This window comes from Streptomyces canus (assembly GCF_030816965.1).
GTDB classification, from domain to species: Bacteria; Actinomycetota; Actinomycetes; order Streptomycetales; family Streptomycetaceae; genus Streptomyces; species Streptomyces canus_E.
This window is the reverse complement of sequence record NZ_JAUSYQ010000002.1, coordinates 1,689,208-1,704,280: the sequence shown is the minus strand read 5'-3', so window position 1 is coordinate 1,704,280 and position 15,073 is coordinate 1,689,208. Positions and strand designations below refer to the sequence as shown.

Annotated in this window: 10 protein-coding genes and 1 rRNA gene; 5 read left to right on the top strand and 6 right to left on the bottom strand. The window is 68.7% G+C overall.

Going from position 1 to position 15,073, the window contains the following annotated elements:
* Positions 1-98: 98 nt before the first annotated feature.
* Both QF027_RS08850 and QF027_RS08845 read right to left on the bottom strand, forming a co-directional pair.
* Entirely contained in the window at positions 99-1,289 is a 1,191-nt protein-coding gene (locus QF027_RS08850) for a lipid-transfer protein (protein WP_307082327.1), read from the bottom strand.
* Positions 1,286-1,711 (bottom strand): Zn-ribbon domain-containing OB-fold protein, encoded by a 426-nt coding sequence (locus tag QF027_RS08845; protein ID WP_306986768.1) that lies wholly within the window; start codon positions 1,709-1,711, stop codon positions 1,286-1,288. The genes QF027_RS08850 and QF027_RS08845 overlap by 4 nt, the downstream gene beginning before the upstream one ends.
* A gap of 134 nt (positions 1,712-1,845) precedes the next feature.
* On the opposite strand from QF027_RS08845, the gene QF027_RS08840 reads away from it, so the two are divergent.
* On the top strand, positions 1,846-2,382 hold the full coding sequence (locus QF027_RS08840; RefSeq protein WP_307073831.1) for an NUDIX domain-containing protein: 537 nt from the start codon (positions 1,846-1,848) through the stop codon (positions 2,380-2,382).
* A gap of 3 nt (positions 2,383-2,385) precedes the next feature.
* On the opposite strand, the gene QF027_RS08835 is transcribed toward QF027_RS08840, so the two are convergent.
* Complete coding sequence (locus QF027_RS08835; RefSeq protein ID WP_307073829.1) at positions 2,386-4,752, bottom strand: glycoside hydrolase family 31 protein; 2,367 nt, start codon at positions 4,750-4,752, stop codon at positions 2,386-2,388.
* Positions 4,753-4,964: 212 nt separating this feature from the next.
* Between QF027_RS08835 and QF027_RS08830 the strand changes: the two genes are divergently transcribed.
* Positions 4,965-6,932: an acetoacetate--CoA ligase gene (locus tag QF027_RS08830; RefSeq protein ID WP_307073827.1), complete on the top strand. Its 1,968-nt coding sequence runs from the start codon at positions 4,965-4,967 to the stop codon at positions 6,930-6,932.
* A gap of 9 nt (positions 6,933-6,941) precedes the next feature.
* Here the strand turns inward: QF027_RS08830 and QF027_RS08825 are convergent, their stop codons facing one another.
* Positions 6,942-8,261, bottom strand: a complete 1,320-nt coding sequence (locus QF027_RS08825; protein WP_307073824.1) for an aminotransferase class I/II-fold pyridoxal phosphate-dependent enzyme — start codon at positions 8,259-8,261, stop codon at positions 6,942-6,944.
* Positions 8,262-8,381: 120 nt separating this feature from the next.
* Here QF027_RS08825 and QF027_RS08820 point away from each other — a divergent pair, with 120 nt between their 5' ends.
* Positions 8,382-9,581 (top strand): MFS transporter, encoded by a 1,200-nt coding sequence (locus QF027_RS08820; RefSeq protein WP_307073822.1) that lies wholly within the window; start codon positions 8,382-8,384, stop codon positions 9,579-9,581.
* A gap of 33 nt (positions 9,582-9,614) precedes the next feature.
* Positions 9,615-10,508, top strand: a complete 894-nt coding sequence (locus tag QF027_RS08815) for a hypothetical protein (protein WP_307073820.1) — start codon at positions 9,615-9,617, stop codon at positions 10,506-10,508.
* A 70-nt stretch (positions 10,509-10,578) separates the two neighbouring features.
* Here the strand turns inward: QF027_RS08815 and ptsP are convergent, their stop codons facing one another.
* Together ptsP and QF027_RS08805 are read right to left on the bottom strand one after the other, a co-directional pair.
* Positions 10,579-12,249 (bottom strand): phosphoenolpyruvate--protein phosphotransferase, encoded by a 1,671-nt coding sequence (ptsP, locus tag QF027_RS08810; protein ID WP_306984445.1) that lies wholly within the window; start codon positions 12,247-12,249, stop codon positions 10,579-10,581.
* An 82-nt stretch (positions 12,250-12,331) separates the two neighbouring features.
* Complete coding sequence (locus QF027_RS08805) at positions 12,332-12,781, bottom strand: PTS sugar transporter subunit IIA (protein ID WP_306984446.1); 450 nt, start codon at positions 12,779-12,781, stop codon at positions 12,332-12,334.
* Between the two features lie 557 nt (positions 12,782-13,338).
* Here QF027_RS08805 and QF027_RS08800 point away from each other — a divergent pair.
* Positions 13,339-14,864: ribosomal RNA gene (locus QF027_RS08800) — 16S ribosomal RNA — on the top strand.
* Positions 14,865-15,073 lie beyond the last annotated feature (209 nt).

The following is a 15,073-nucleotide window of genomic DNA, read 5'->3' as shown; positions in this document are numbered from 1 at the left end:
GATGGCGTCATTCGCGCACGCCCAAGCGCAGTTCATGAGACGTTCACGCAGGATTCCGGGTCGCTCACACAGCGTATGAGAAACTGCCTTCCCTCCGATCACCTCATGGCGATCACCGCCGACCCGTGTCCGAACAGCCCCTGATTGGCGGTGATCCCCACGCGCGCGTGCTCGACCTGCCGGGCACCCGCGTCGCCCCGCAACTGCCAGGTGAGCTCGCACACCTGGGCGATCGCCTGGGCCGGGACCGCCTCGCCGAAGGAGGCGAGTCCGCCGCTCGTGTTGACGGGTATGCGTCCGCCCGGCGCCGTCGCCCCCTCGCGCAGGAGCTTCGCGCCCTCGCCCTCCCCGCACAGTCCGAGGTCCTCGTACCACTGCAACTCCAGGGCCGTGGACAGGTCGTAGACCTCGGCGAGGGAGAGATCCTCCGGCCCGACTCCGGCCTCCTCGTAGGCCGCGCGCGCGATCGACGCACGGAACGTCCCGGTGGCGGGCTCGACCGCGGCGGCGGAATCCGTCGCGATGTCGGGCAGGTCCAGCACCGTGTTCGGATACGTCGGCGTCACCGTCGACACCGCCCTGATCCGCACGGGCTCCGCCACACCCCTCCGCCGCGCGAACTCCATGCTGGAGAGCACGAGCGCCGCACCGCCGTCCGAGGTGGCGCATATGTCGAGCAGCCGCAGCGGATCCGCCACGACGGCGGAGGCCGCGACCTCTTCCGCGCTCACCGGCTTGCGGTACCGCGCATACGGATTCAGTGCCCCCAGGGCCGCGTTCTTCACTTTGACCTGAGCGAAGTCCTCCACCGTGTCCCCGTGCACGGCGATGCGACGCCGCGCGTACAGCCCGAAGTAGGTCGGGTTGGTCGCGCCGAGGATCCGGAAGCGCAGCCAGTCCGGATCCTCGGGCCGGTCGCCGCCCGCGGGGCGGAAGAACCCCTTCGGTGCGGCATCGGCACCCACCACGAGCACCACGTCGGCCAGTCCCGCGAGGATCTGTGCCCGCGCCGCGGCCACCGCCTGTGCCCCTGATGCGCACGCCGCGTACACGCTGGCGACACGGGCTCCCTGCCAGCCGAGCGCCTTGGCGAAGGTCGCCCCTGCCACATAGCCCGGATAACCGCCCCGCACGGTGTCCGCGCCGACGATCGAGCCGATGTCCCGCCACTCGAGGCCCGCATCGGCCAGCGCCGCGCGGGCGGCCGTCACGCCGTACTCGACGAACCCGCGCCCCCATTTGCCCCATGGGTGCATGCCCGCGCCGAGCACCGCCACCTCTCCCGTCATGCCGTCACCCCCGTCGGCCGCCAGTGCCATGTCGTCCAGACCGTCTCGCCGTCCTCATGGAGCACGCCGGGGACGACCTCCACCTCCGCGCCCACCGCCAGGTCGGCGACGGTGACCCCGGGAACCGCCTGCCCCAGCACCACGATCCGTTCAGCGGCCAGCTCCACGGCGATCAACGTGTGCGGCTCCCAGGGAAGTTCCGGATCGGTCACATACGGTGACGGAGGCCGGTACTGGCTGTCCGTGTACGACCAGACGCGACCGCGCCGCGACAGGGGAATCTCCACCAGATCGCCACTGTCGCATCCGGGGTTGCGACAGTGGCTGTCCTCGCGCGGGAAGAAGACCGATGCGCAGGCGGAGCAGCGGGTCCCGAGAAGCGTGAAGTCGTCTCCCTCACCGGCGAACCACCCGGTGACCACAGGTGTGCGTGTGCGCGGCAAGACCCCTCCCCGGGCCGGACCTGACGGTACGTCAGAAGTGTCGCACGGGCGGCCGCAAAGAGGCAGAGGGCCCAACGGAACCGGAGCAACGGTGATCAGATACAGTCCGCCGCGTGTCCGAAACTCAGCACTCCATCCCCAACTCCGGCCCTGGCTCCCACTGTTCGAGCTGCGGAGCGCCCTACGGAGAGGGCGTCGCGGGCTGGCCCCGTACCTGTCCCGCCTGCAACACGGTGGCCTACCGCAACCCCCTGCCGGTCGCCGTCGCGCTCCAGCCCGTGTACGACACACAGGGCACCGCCCTGGTCGTCATCACCCGAACCATCGCCCCCGCGCGCGGAGGCATCGCCCTGCCCGGCGGTTACGTCGACGACCGTGAGGACTGGCGGCACGCCCTGGTCCGCGAACTCAAGGAAGAGACCGGCATCGACGCGGCGAGCCGCGACGTACGGCTCGTCGACGTGCTCAGCTCGACCGACGGGCACCTGCTGCTGTTCGGGGTGTTGCCGGAGCGTCCCGCCGACGGCCTCCCGCACCACGCCGCCACTGACGAGACGGAGGGCTGGCACCTCCTGCGCAGGCCGGAGGAGCTTGCCTTCCCGCTGCACACGCTGGCCGTACGGGCCTGGTTCGAGGGCCGCTACGTCTGATCCTCAGCGCGCTCCCAGCCCGCGCAGCCGCACCGGGTGGGACGGCTCGCTCACGCCGTCCTCGCCCTCCCGCTGAACGACCACCTTCCGGCCCTCCCAGCGGGCGACGTAGCGTTCGATCTCCGGTTCGGCCCAACCGTCGCCCGCGTCCGCAACGACCAGTCCGCCCCCGCTCCGCCCCCGGGCGGGCGCCCAGACCTCCAGTTCGAGACCGCCGTCGTCCCCCCGCACCGGAATGACGGAACCCGCGCGCGCGAGTACCGGGATCCGCGACAGCGGGGCGTCGACGAGCACCTGTCCCGGCCCTTCGTAGACCTGTTCGGTAGCCGTGTCGTACCAGCGTCCCCGCGGCAGCTGAACCGCACGCCGGTCGCTGCCCGGATCGAGCACCGGTGCCACAAGCAGGCAGTCACCCAGCAGAAAGGCGTCCTCGCAGTCCCGCAGGGCACGGTCCTCGGGCGCGGACCACCACACGGGCCGGACATAAGGCGCACCGGTCCGCCGGGCCAACTGCGCGAGCGTCATGAAGTACGGCAGCAGCCGCCGGCGTTCCACGAGCGCCACGCGCGCGTGCTCCAGCACCTCGGCTCCGAACTCCCACGGCTCCCGGCGCCCTGCCCGCAGACTCGCGTGTGTACGGAACAACGGCAGGTAGGCGCCGAGTTGGAACCAGCGCAGATACAGCTCGGGCGAGGGGTGCCCGTCGTAGCCGCCCACGTCGGGCCCCGAGTACGGCACCCCGCACAGCCCGAGCCCCATCACGAGCGACAGCGAAGCCCGCAGGCCCGGCCAGCCGGTGGCCACGTCACCGGACCAGGTGCCCCCGTATCGCTGCATGCCGGCCCATCCCGAACGCGACAACAGGAAGGGCCGTTCGTCCGGCACCAGGTCGCGCAGAGCCTCGTAACCGGCCTGGGCCATGCACAGCGCGTAGACGTTGTGCGCCTCCTGGTGGTCACCGCCGCGCCCCTCCAGGGAGTGCCTGGCCGACCGCGGCAGGGTGGACTCACCGAACGCGTTGAAGGACGTGGGCTCGTTCATGTCGTGCCAGAAGCCCGCGAACCCCGCCGTGAGCCTCTCCTGGTAGAGGCGACCCCACCAGGCACGCACGCGTGCGTGCGTGAAGTCCGGATAGACCGCCTCACCGGGCCACACGACCCCTTCCACGAGCCGCCCCGACGCGTCCCGCACGAAGGCGTCCTCGGCCGTCCCGCTGTCATGGACCGCGTTGCCGGGCGCGGCTTTGACCGCCGGGTTGACGATCGACACCAGCCGGATCCCGTCCCGCAGCAGTTCCTCCGCCAGTTGGGGCAGCTTGGGAAACCGCTCCTGGTCGACTGTGAACACCTGGTGCTCGTCGTAGTGGTCGATGTCCAGATGGACGGCGTCGAGCGGCAGCGCCCGCTCCTGGTAGCCGGCGACGATCCGCCGCACCTCCTGCTCACTGCCGAAGCCCCAGCGGGCGTGATGATGGCCGAGCGCCCAGGACGGCGGCAGCGCGGGCGCACCGGTCAGCGAGGCCCAGGCGAGCAGCACGCGCGCGGGAGTGCCCACCATCACCCAGCAGCGCAGCGGACCGCCGGCTATCCGCAGCTCGGACATCCCCACCCGGTCGTGTCCTGAACCGGCGCCCTCCTCGCCCTCCCGCAGGGTCACGGTGCCGTCCCACGAGGTGTCGTGGAACACGAGATGGGTGGCGGCGTCGGCCACCACCAGCTGCACCGGCATCGTGACGTACAGCGGATCGTCTGCCGGTCCGAACGCCCGGCCCGGGTCGGTGTTCCACAGCCGATAGGTTCCGTCCCGCAACCGAGGCCCCGACGCCCGTCCCCCCAGCCCGAAGAACCGTGCGTCGGCGGCCACCTCCGACCGCTGCATCCAGCGCGCCTCGCCGCCGCCCACCGGCTCCCACCAGCGGGGCGGCAGATCCCGGCGCAGGGTCACCCCGCCGGGCGTACGCACCTCGACCGCTCCGTGCCGCGACACCACGACGGTCGCCCGCTCGGCCACGACCCGCCAGCCGCCGTCCTTGTCCGGCTCCAGGACCGCCCGGGGATCCGGCTCCGGGCAGCGGCCCGCCAGCGCGTACGACGGCTCCGGCCCGGCCCCGTCCCACCCCCAGAAGACCGCCCCGTTCACCGCGACGACGATCCGCAGCTCGGAGCGGCTGAACCGGACGACACCCCCACCGGGACCCGGCTCCACGTCCTGCATCTGTCCCGGCACCCGCGCCCGCTCGGCCCCCCGCGCCGGCAGCCCGACGGCGTCGATACGCCTCCTGCGCCATGCGGCGCGCACGGTACGCAACCCTTGGGGCGCCCCCGCCGAACCAACCGCCTTCACCGAACGCACCAGGTCACGACCGTTCATGCTGCTCACCCTGCCACTCACTGCTTCACCCGCGCGTGTCGTTCAACTGGCGTTCACCCGTGCCGGGGCCACATCTTCACGACACGGACTGTGTGGGGCGCACCCTGGCGTAGAAGTTGATCACATGGCATCGTCCCTGTCAGCCGCGTCACGCGCACACCCCTGGCCCGTGCGCGGGAGACGCACACGACGCGCACAGTCCAGGAGCCCCCATGTCGACCGAGAATCCCCAGCCGCTCTGGCAGCCAGATCCGCAGCGCATCGCCCGGTCCCAGGTCACCACGTTCCAGGCATGGGCGGCCGAACACCACGGCGCCCCGGCCGACGGAGGCTACGAGGCCCTCCACCGCTGGTCGGTGGACGAGCTGGAGCATTTCTGGGAAGCAGTCACCCAATGGTTCGACGTACGGTTCTCGACGCCCTACGCGCGCGTGCTGGGCGACCGCTCGATGCCCGGCGCCGAGTGGTTCCCCGGAGCCACCCTCAACTACGCCGAGCACGCCCTGCGCGCGGCCGCGACCCGCGCGGACGAACCCGCCCTCCTGTACGTCGACGAGACCCATGAGCCGTTCCCGGTGACCTGGTCCGAGCTGCGCCGCCAGGTCGGCTCCCTGGCCGCGGAGCTGCGCGCTCTCGGCCTCCGGCCCGGAGATCGCGTCAGTGGCTACCTCCCGAACATCCCGCAGGCCGTCGTCGCCCTGCTCGCCACGGCCGCGGTGGGCGCCGTCTGGACGTCCTGCGCCCCCGACTTCGGCGCCCGCAGCGTCCTGGACCGCTTCCAACAGGTGGAGCCGGTCGTCCTGTTCACCGTCGACGGTTACCGTTACGGCGGCAAGGAGCACGACCGCCGCGAGACGGTCGCCGAACTCCGCCGCGAACTGCCTTCTCTGCGCGCGGTCGTCCACATCCCGCTCCTCGGAACCGAGGCTCCTGAAGGCGCCCTGGAGTGGGATGCCCTCACGAGCGCGGACACGGAGCCGGTATTCGAACAGGTGCCCTTCGCGCACCCCCTGTGGGTGCTCTACTCCTCCGGCACGACAGGCCTGCCGAAGGCGATCGTGCAGTCCCAGGGCGGCATCCTCGTCGAGCACCTCAAGCAGCTCGGCCTGCACTGCGACCTCGGCCCCGAGGACCGCTTCTTCTGGTACACCTCCACGGGCTGGATGATGTGGAACTTCCTCGTCTCCGGCCTCCTCACGGGCACGACCGTCGTCCTGTACGACGGCAGCCCCGGCTACCCCGACACGGGCGCCCAGTGGCGGGTCGCCGAACGCACGGGCGCCACTCTCTACGGCACCTCGGCCGCGTACGTCATGGCCTGCCGAAAGGCCGACGTGCATCCAGGCCGCGACTTCGACCTTTCCAGGGTGCAATGCGTGGCCACCACCGGCTCACCGCTTCCGCCCGACGGCTTCCGCTGGCTGCACGACGAGGTCCGCGCGGACCTGTGGATCGCCTCCGTCAGCGGAGGCACGGACGTGTGCTCGTGCTTCGCGGGCGCCGTACCGACCCTGCCCGTGTACATCGGCGAGCTCCAGGCACCGAGCCTGGGCACCGACCTGCAGTCCTGGGACCCGAGCGGCAAGCCCCTGATCGACGAGGTGGGCGAGCTCGTCGTCACCAATCCCATGCCGTCGATGCCGATCCGCTTCTGGAACGACCCCGACGGAAGCCGCTATCACGACAGCTACTTCGACACCTATCCCGGAGTGTGGCGGCACGGTGACTGGATCACCGTCACCTCGCGCGGCTCGGTCGTCATCCACGGCCGCTCCGACTCGACGCTCAACCGCCAGGGCGTCCGTATGGGTTCGGCCGACATCTACGAGGCCGTGGAGCGACTCCCCGAGATCAAGGAGTCCCTGGTCATCGGTATCGAGCAGCCCGACGGCGGCTACTGGATGCCGCTGTTCGTGCAACTGGCTCCGGAAGCCGTCCTCGACCAGGCACTCCTCGACCGCATCAAGGCGACGATCCGCGAAAACCTGTCACCCCGCCACATCCCCGACGAGGTCATCGAGGTCCCCGGCATCCCGCACACCCTCACCGGGAAGCGCATCGAGGTCCCCGTCAAGCGCCTTCTCCAGGGCACCCCTCTGGAGAAGGCGGTCAACCCGGGCTCCATCGACAACCTCGAACTGCTCCATTTCTACGAGGACCTGGCCCGCAAACGCGCCTGACGGAGCGGGTCATCCACCGTAGGTGGCCTCGGACTCACCGAGCACGCCGGCGAAGTCCGAGGCCAGCCGCGCCGCATCGGCCGGCTCCAGCTCAGCGGCCGTGATCCGCACGCCCGGACCGGCCGACAGCCGGAACCGGGCCCCGGCCGCGACCCACCAGCCGTAGGACCGCAGCCCGTTCACCACGGCCGACTCGTCCCGGACGGGCACCCACACATTCATCCCGCTCGCCCCGTGCGCCTCGATGCCCCGGTCGCCGAGCTCCCGTACAAGAGCGTTCCGGCGCAGCGCATAGGTCTCCTGAGCACGAGCGACCAGCGCGCGCGTGCCTTCGTCGGTGAGAAGCCCGTACACCGTCTCCTGGAGCAGATGACTGACCCAGCCGGACGTCAGCAACAGCCGCCCGTCGTGCCGACCCAGTGTGATCGGATCACACGCGGCGGCCGCCCACCTCAGGTCCGTGCCCAGGAACTTGCTCACCGTCCGCACATGCACCCAGCGCGGCAGCCTTGCGCCGGTCAGCGTGCGCAGGGGGGCGCCGGCGACGGCGGAGGCGTGATCGTTCTCCACGACCAGCACCTCAGGGTGCTCCCGGAGCACGTCCAGCAGTGCCTTCTGACGCTCGGGGGAGAAGCGACCGCCGTACGGATTCTGCGCCCGCGGACTGCACACGAGCGCCCGCGCCCCAGCCCGCAGCGCTTCGCTTACAGCCTCGGGCAACACTCCTTCGTCGTCGACGGCGACGGGGACCATGCGCAGCCCCAACGCCGTGACCAGATCCAGCAGGTGGTGATACCCGGGATCCTCCATGGCCACGGCGTCACCGGGCCGTAGCTCCACGGACAGCAGCCGTCCGACCAGATCCAGCGCCCCGTGTGCGAAGGTCACGTGCTCCACGGGTACGCCCTCGGGCCGCAGCCACGTGCGTACGGCGTCCTCGAGTCGTGCCAGCCGGGGCGTCGAACGGTGCGAACGAGCTCCGGGGGACAGCCGGGAGGGGGGCACCAGTCCGGGGAGCAGCCGCGGATCGGGGTGGCCACCCGCCAAGTCCCGCAGGCCGTCGGGCACTTTGGGCGGCCGACGAGACGCCACCGCCGGGGCCGGTGCCACCACGGTCCCACCCCGACCCCGGGTGACCACGATCCCGCGCTGCCGCAGTTCCTTGTACGCCGTGGCGACCGTCCCCGGGCTCACGCCGAGGTCGTCCGCGAGGCGCCGCACCGGAGGCAGTGCGGCTCCGGGCGCCAAGGAGCCCTCAACCACAGCTCGTTCGGTGGACGCCGCAATTCCCTTGGCTGTCGTCCCGCTGATCCCATATTGTGTTGTCACGTTTCAAATTATGTACCAGTACATAAATAAAAAGCAAGCAGGCAAGGGGGAGCAGTGCATCCGATACGGCGCGCGGCAGCATGGTCGAGAAGCGTTCCCGGAGGTCGCGACGGGCGCAGAATGCTCACCATCGCGCTTGTCGACCGCATCGGCAGCGGACTGTGGGCTTCCGTCTCCGTTCTCTACTTCATCTACGTCTCCGAGCTCTCCCTGGCCCAGGTCGGCACGCTCGCCGCTGCCGCAGGCGCGGTCGGCATCGCAGGGGCACCGATAGGCGGCAAGCTCGCCGACCGATTCCCGATCACCCGGGTCCTGCTGACCGTCCAGCTCATACGTGCCGTGGCCTCCTGCGCACTGCTCACGACCGACAACTACGCCCTGCTCATCGCCTTCTCGTCGGTGGGCGGCCTCGGCGACCGCGCCGCGAGCATCCTCACCAAGCTCTACGCCACCCGAGTCGCCGGCCCGGACCGCGTCCGCTACCAGGCGTTCCACCGAACCGTGGCCAACGCGGGCTGGGCGCTGGGCGGCCTCGCCGCCGCTGCAGCACTGGCGCTCGGCAGCACGGCTGCCTACCAATGGCTCCTTGCCGGAGACGCCTTGTCCTTCGTGGCCTCAGCACTCCTCACCCTGCGCTGCGACGAGCCCCCGTCCTCCTCCCGCACCGTCACCACCTCGAAGCACCCGGCTCCCATGACCAGGCCGACGACCCCCTGGCGGGACCGCACCTATCTCGCCTACGTCGCCACCGAGGCCGTCCTCTTCCTCGACGACGCGGTGTTCAAGGTCGGCCTGCCCCTGTGGATCGCACACGAGAGCAGCGCACCGAACGGACTGGCACCGCTCCTGATGGTCCTCAACAACGTCATGGTCGTGGCACTCCAGGTGCCCCTCGCCCGATTCGGCACCACCACAGCGGCTGCCCGAAACCTCCTCCTCCCGCTCTCCGCCACCTTCGCCCTGGGCGGCATCGCCATGGCACTCGCGGCCACGGGCGGAGCCGTCACCGCCACAGCGCTCCTCACCGCCGCGGCAGCGGCCTTCACCATGGCCGAGATGCTGCACGCCACCATCTCCTGGGAACTCTCCGTCGCCCTCGCCCCCGACACCGCCCAGGGCACCTACCTCGGCGTCCACGGCCTGGCCCAGTCCGTGCAGCGCACCTTCGGACCACTCGCAGTCACCGCGGCCATCGCCACCGGCCCGGCAGGATGGGCCGCCTTCGGCACAGTCATAGCCCTGACCTGCACAATCCAGCACCAGCTGGTCCGGGGGGGCGCCTCACCCAGACCTCATTGTCAGTGTCGCCGGTTACTGTGAGTGAGAATTGATCGACTGTGCACAGGGGGAAACATGGCGCACACCGACCACCAGACAATGCGACGCGTCCTGCGCCGCGAAATCGCCGGAACCATCGGCCTGCTCACCGACGAACACGACTTCCGCGCCATGCGGCGCTACCGCAGCTTCATCTTCGACGACCACGCGACCTACCTGAAACAGGTCGAAGACCTCCTGAGGACCCGCGCCTCACAGGGCAGCCACACCACCGTCGCCCTCTTCGACCCCCAGGAGTACGCCGAGTTCTGCGAGGAGAGGGGCCTCGACCCGGACATCCCGTCGAGCCGAACACGCTTCACCGCAGAACTCGCCAACACCGGTTCGACGCTCCCCTACGAGGGCCAGCCCCTCACCGACCTCGTGCCCGCCCTCGTGGACGAAGCCGTCCGCCAAGCCACCTGGGAGTACGCGACCACCCTCCTCGCCCGCCTCGGCGCCTGCGGTTCCTGCGGGGAGGACATCGGCCGCGCGGCCTTCACCCGCGCCTCCGACCTCCTCGTCCGGATCCTCGACACAGCCCGGCCGGGCGAACACCACCTCGTCTGCAGCGTCACCGGCACACCGGAAACCCTCGTCGCCGTCCTCCACTCCGACGAGAACACCGAGGGGGCCGTCCAACTCGACGAGGCCGAGGCGCTCGAATTCACCACGGTCCTCGCACTCGGCATCGCCACCCAGAGCCCCGGCGGACTCGTCATGCGCACCAGCGCGCCCGGGATCACCGACCGCATCTACGGCTGGCGTCTGCGCGGCGACGGCCTCGAACCCCTCACCGCCGGAGAAGTCTTCGACGCCTACTGCACCGATATCGATTCCGGCGACCTGATCTCCCCGGAATCGGACGTCGACTACTGCGTGCCGCCCGACCTCGGACCGGAAGGACAGACGTCGCGCCACAGTCACTGAACACAACGAGGGCGCTCCACCCACGGGTGGAGCGCCCTCCAAGAACCGTCAGCCGGCCTTTCCGGTCCGACTACTCGCCCGACAGCACCGCCTGGGCCGCGTCCCGCGCGTCCTCGGCACTGTCTGCGGCCCGCGCGGCGGCGGCAGCACGCTCGCACTGCGCCAGCGTGTACTTCGCCAGCGCCGCCCGGACATAAGGAATGGACGCCGCACCCATGGAAAGCGAGGTGACCCCCAGACCGGTCAGCACACAGGCGAGCAGCGGGTCGGACGCGGCCTCACCACAGACACCACAGCTCTTGCCCTCGGCCTTCGCCGCCTCGGCGGACAGCGCGACCAGGTCGAGCAGCGCGGGCTGCCACGGATCCTGCAGCCGCGACACCGCACCCACCTGACGGTCGGCGGCGAAGGTGTACTGCGCGAGATCGTTGGTCCCGAGCGACAGGAACTCGACCTCCTGCAGGATCGACCGCGCCCGCAGAGCGGCCGAGGGAATCTCCACCATCGCGCCGAACTTCGCCTGCAGCCCTGCCGCACGGCACGCGTCGGCGAACGCCCTGGCATCGGCGCGGTCCGCCACCATCGGGGCCATGACCTCAAGGTAGACGGGCAGACCCTCGGCGGCCTTCGCGAGCGCCGTCAGCTGAGTCCGAAGCACGTCGGGGTGATCGAGCAGCGTCCGCAGTCCACGCACACCCAGCGCCGGGTTCGGCTCGTCGGACGGCGTAAGAAAGTCCAGCGGCTTGTCCGCGCCCGCGTCCAGCACACGGACGACCACACGCCCCTCGGGGAACGCCTCGAGGACCTGGCGATACGCCTCGACCTGCTTCTCCTCGGACGGAGCGTTCTTGCTGTCGTCGAGGAAGAGGAACTCGGTACGGAAGAGACCGACGCCTTCGGCTCCCGCCTCGACCGCGGCGGGCACGTCCGCCGGACCACCGACGTTGGCCAGCAGCGGCACCTTGTGGCCGTCGGCGGTGGCACCCGGGCCCGTCGACGCGGCGAGCGCGGCCCTCCGCTCGGCGGCAGCGGCCTCCAACTGGGCCTTCTTCTCATCGCTCGGGTTCACGAAGATGTCACCGGTGCTGCCGTCGACAGCGATGACCGTGCCCTCGGCCAGCTCACCGGCACCCGGCAGTGCCACAACGGCCGGCACACCGAGTGCCCGCGCCAGAATCGCGCTGTGGCTGGTCGGTCCGCCCTCCTCGGTGACGAAACCCAGAACAAGCGTCGGGTCCAGCAGAGCGGTGTCGGCAGGCGCGAGATCACGCGCCACCAGGACGTACGGCTCGTCGCTGTCCGGGACGCCCGGCATGGGCACCCCGAGCAGACGGGCGACGATACGATTCCGCACGTCGTCGAGGTCGGCGACGCGACCGGCCAGGTACTCACCCGCGCCCGCCAGCAGTTCGCGGTACGCGGCGAAGGCGTCGTACACGGCGCGCTCAGCCGTGCTGCCGACGGCGATGCGCCGGTCCACGTCTGCCATAAGTTCGGGATCCTGGGCCATCATGGCCTGCGCTTCGAGCACCGCCTGGGCTTCACCCCCCGCCAGATTGCCGCGCGCCATCAGGTCGGCCGCCACAGCCTCCACGGCCTTGCGGGCGCGCCCCTGTTCACGCTCCGCGTCCTCCGCCGGAATCTGCTTGGCAGGCGGCTCCAGCACCGCCGTTCCCATGTGCCGAACCTCGCCGATCGCCACACCGTGGCTCACGCCGACGCCTCGCAGCGTTGTGTCCATCTCACCCGTCTCCAATAGTGCGGCGGGTCCCGCCGCCGCGGTGGTTGTCGTCTCTACTTGCCGTCGTACGACGGCACTGACGTCACTTCCAGACGAAGAGACTGTCGTCGGCCTTCACGTCGCCGTCCTCACGGAGTTCGGAGAGGGCCTCGGCCGTGGCCTCCAGAGCCACGACCGGGCAGACCGCGGACCTGCCGGCGGCCTCGACGGCGGCCGGGTCCCAGCGCACGATCGCCTGACCGCGCGTGACGGTGTCGCCCTTGTTCACCAGCAGCTCGAAACCCTCGCCGTTGAGCTGCACGGTGTCGATGCCGAGATGGACGAGCACGCCGTGCCCCTGTTCGTCCACGACGACAAACGCGTGGGGGTGGAGAGAGACGATCACGCCGTCGACTGGGGCGACGGCCTCGGACGGTTCACGTACGGGATCGATCGCCGTACCCGGGCCGACCATGGCCCCGGAGAAGACCGGATCGGGCACTGCGGCCAGTCCGATGGCGCGTCCAGCAAGAGGGGACGTCACGGTGGTCATGGGAAGCCTCCCAGGGGTGGAGCTGCGTATATGCACCGTCACTGCTTGTCCCGGACGGCGCTGTCCAGCAGCGTATGGCATGTGAAGTACGGGTTCCGCAGGAAAGATACCGCTAAGTGGTCTAGACCACCAGCCCAACGGATTTGCACCCTCTTCGCGGCCCCGTGTACAGTCGTACCCCTGCTTGAGGCCGAGCGGCGCCACCGAGCGTCCCAGCCTGGCAGCACCCAACTTGTCAGATCCTAACTCGGGATCACCTTCTGCATGCTTGCAGGACGGTGGTCAGAGGGCCGGAAAAACACTGGTAGAGTTGGGAACACCGAAGGGAAGCGCCTGGAGGAAAGCCCGAGAGGGTGAGTACAAAGGAAGCGTCCGTTCCTTGAGAACTCAACAGCGTGCCAAAAATCAACGCCAGATATGTTGATACCCCGTCTCCGGCCTTCTTGGCCGGGGCGAGGTTCCTTTGAAGTAAAACACAGCGAGGACGCTGTGAACGGTCGGGCTTATTCCGCCTGGCTGTTCCGCTCTCGTGGTGTCGACCGGATTACCGGTAAACATTCACGGAGAGTTTGATCCTGGCTCAGGACGAACGCTGGCGGCGTGCTTAACACATGCAAGTCGAACGATGAACCACTTCGGTGGGGATTAGTGGCGAACGGGTGAGTAACACGTGGGCAATCTGCCCTTCACTCTGGGACAAGCCCTGGAAACGGGGTCTAATACCGGATACCACTACCGCAGGCATCTGTGGTGGTTGAAAGCTCCGGCGGTGAAGGATGAGCCCGCGGCCTATCAGCTTGTTGGTGAGGTAATGGCTCACCAAGGCGACGACGGGTAGCCGGCCTGAGAGGGCGACCGGCCACACTGGGACTGAGACACGGCCCAGACTCCTACGGGAGGCAGCAGTGGGGAATATTGCACAATGGGCGAAAGCCTGATGCAGCGACGCCGCGTGAGGGATGACGGCCTTCGGGTTGTAAACCTCTTTCAGCAGGGAAGAAGCGAAAGTGACGGTACCTGCAGAAGAAGCGCCGGCTAACTACGTGCCAGCAGCCGCGGTAATACGTAGGGCGCAAGCGTTGTCCGGAATTATTGGGCGTAAAGAGCTCGTAGGCGGCTTGTCACGTCGGGTGTGAAAGCCCGGGGCTTAACCCCGGGTCTGCATTCGATACGGGCTAGCTAGAGTGTGGTAGGGGAGATCGGAATTCCTGGTGTAGCGGTGAAATGCGCAGATATCAGGAGGAACACCGGTGGCGAAGGCGGATCTCTGGGCCATTACTGACGCTGAGGAGCGAAAGCGTGGGGAGCGAACAGGATTAGATACCCTGGTAGTCCACGCCGTAAACGGTGGGAACTAGGTGTTGGCGACATTCCACGTCGTCGGTGCCGCAGCTAACGCATTAAGTTCCCCGCCTGGGGAGTACGGCCGCAAGGCTAAAACTCAAAGGAATTGACGGGGGCCCGCACAAGCAGCGGAGCATGTGGCTTAATTCGACGCAACGCGAAGAACCTTACCAAGGCTTGACATACGCCGGAAAGCATCAGAGATGGTGCCCCCCTTGTGGTCGGTGTACAGGTGGTGCATGGCTGTCGTCAGCTCGTGTCGTGAGATGTTGGGTTAAGTCCCGCAACGAGCGCAACCCTTGTCCTGTGTTGCCAGCATGCCCTTCGGGGTGATGGGGACTCACAGGAGACCGCCGGGGTCAACTCGGAGGAAGGTGGGGACGACGTCAAGTCATCATGCCCCTTATGTCTTGGGCTGCACACGTGCTACAATGGCAGGTACAATGAGCTGCGATACCGTGAGGTGGAGCGAATCTCAAAAAGCCTGTCTCAGTTCGGATTGGGGTCTGCAACTCGACCCCATGAAGTCGGAGTTGCTAGTAATCGCAGATCAGCATTGCTGCGGTGAATACGTTCCCGGGCCTTGTACACACCGCCCGTCACGTCACGAAAGTCGGTAACACCCGAAGCCGGTGGCCCAACCCCTTGTGGGAGGGAGCTGTCGAAGGTGGGACTGGCGATTGGGACGAAGTCGTAACAAGGTAGCCGTACCGGAAGGTGCGGCTGGATCACCTCCTTTCTAAGGAGCATCTAGGCCGCCAAGCTTGCTTGGTGGTCCAGGGCCATTACGTCGGCACACGTTCGACGGTGGTTGCTCATGGGTGGAACGTTGATTATTCGGCACACTTGATCGTCTTCTCCTTCTAGTACTGCTCTTCGGAGCGTGGAACGTTGAGGGGAGCGGGGAGTGGGCCGGGCACGCTGTTGGGTGTCTGAGGGTGCGAGCGT

What these genes read in the sequence shown, in the direction of transcription:
- QF027_RS08830 (WP_307073827.1), top strand. Translation starts at nt 4,965, where the DNA reads ATGTCGACCGAGAATCCCCAGCCGCTCTGGCAGCCAGATCCGCAGCGC.
- QF027_RS08820 (WP_307073822.1), top strand. Translation starts at nt 8,382, where the DNA reads ATGCTCACCATCGCGCTTGTCGACCGCATCGGCAGCGGACTGTGGGCT.
- ptsP (WP_306984445.1), bottom strand. Translation starts at nt 12,249, where the DNA reads ATGGACACAACGCTGCGAGGCGTCGGCGTGAGCCACGGTGTGGCGATC.
- QF027_RS08815 (WP_307073820.1), top strand. Translation starts at nt 9,615, where the DNA reads ATGGCGCACACCGACCACCAGACAATGCGACGCGTCCTGCGCCGCGAA.
- QF027_RS08850 (WP_307082327.1), bottom strand. Translation starts at nt 1,289, where the DNA reads ATGACGGGAGAGGTGGCGGTGCTCGGCGCGGGCATGCACCCATGGGGC.
- QF027_RS08835 (WP_307073829.1), bottom strand. Translation starts at nt 4,752, where the DNA reads ATGAACGGTCGTGACCTGGTGCGTTCGGTGAAGGCGGTTGGTTCGGCG.
- QF027_RS08805 (WP_306984446.1), bottom strand. Translation starts at nt 12,781, where the DNA reads ATGACCACCGTGACGTCCCCTCTTGCTGGACGCGCCATCGGACTGGCC.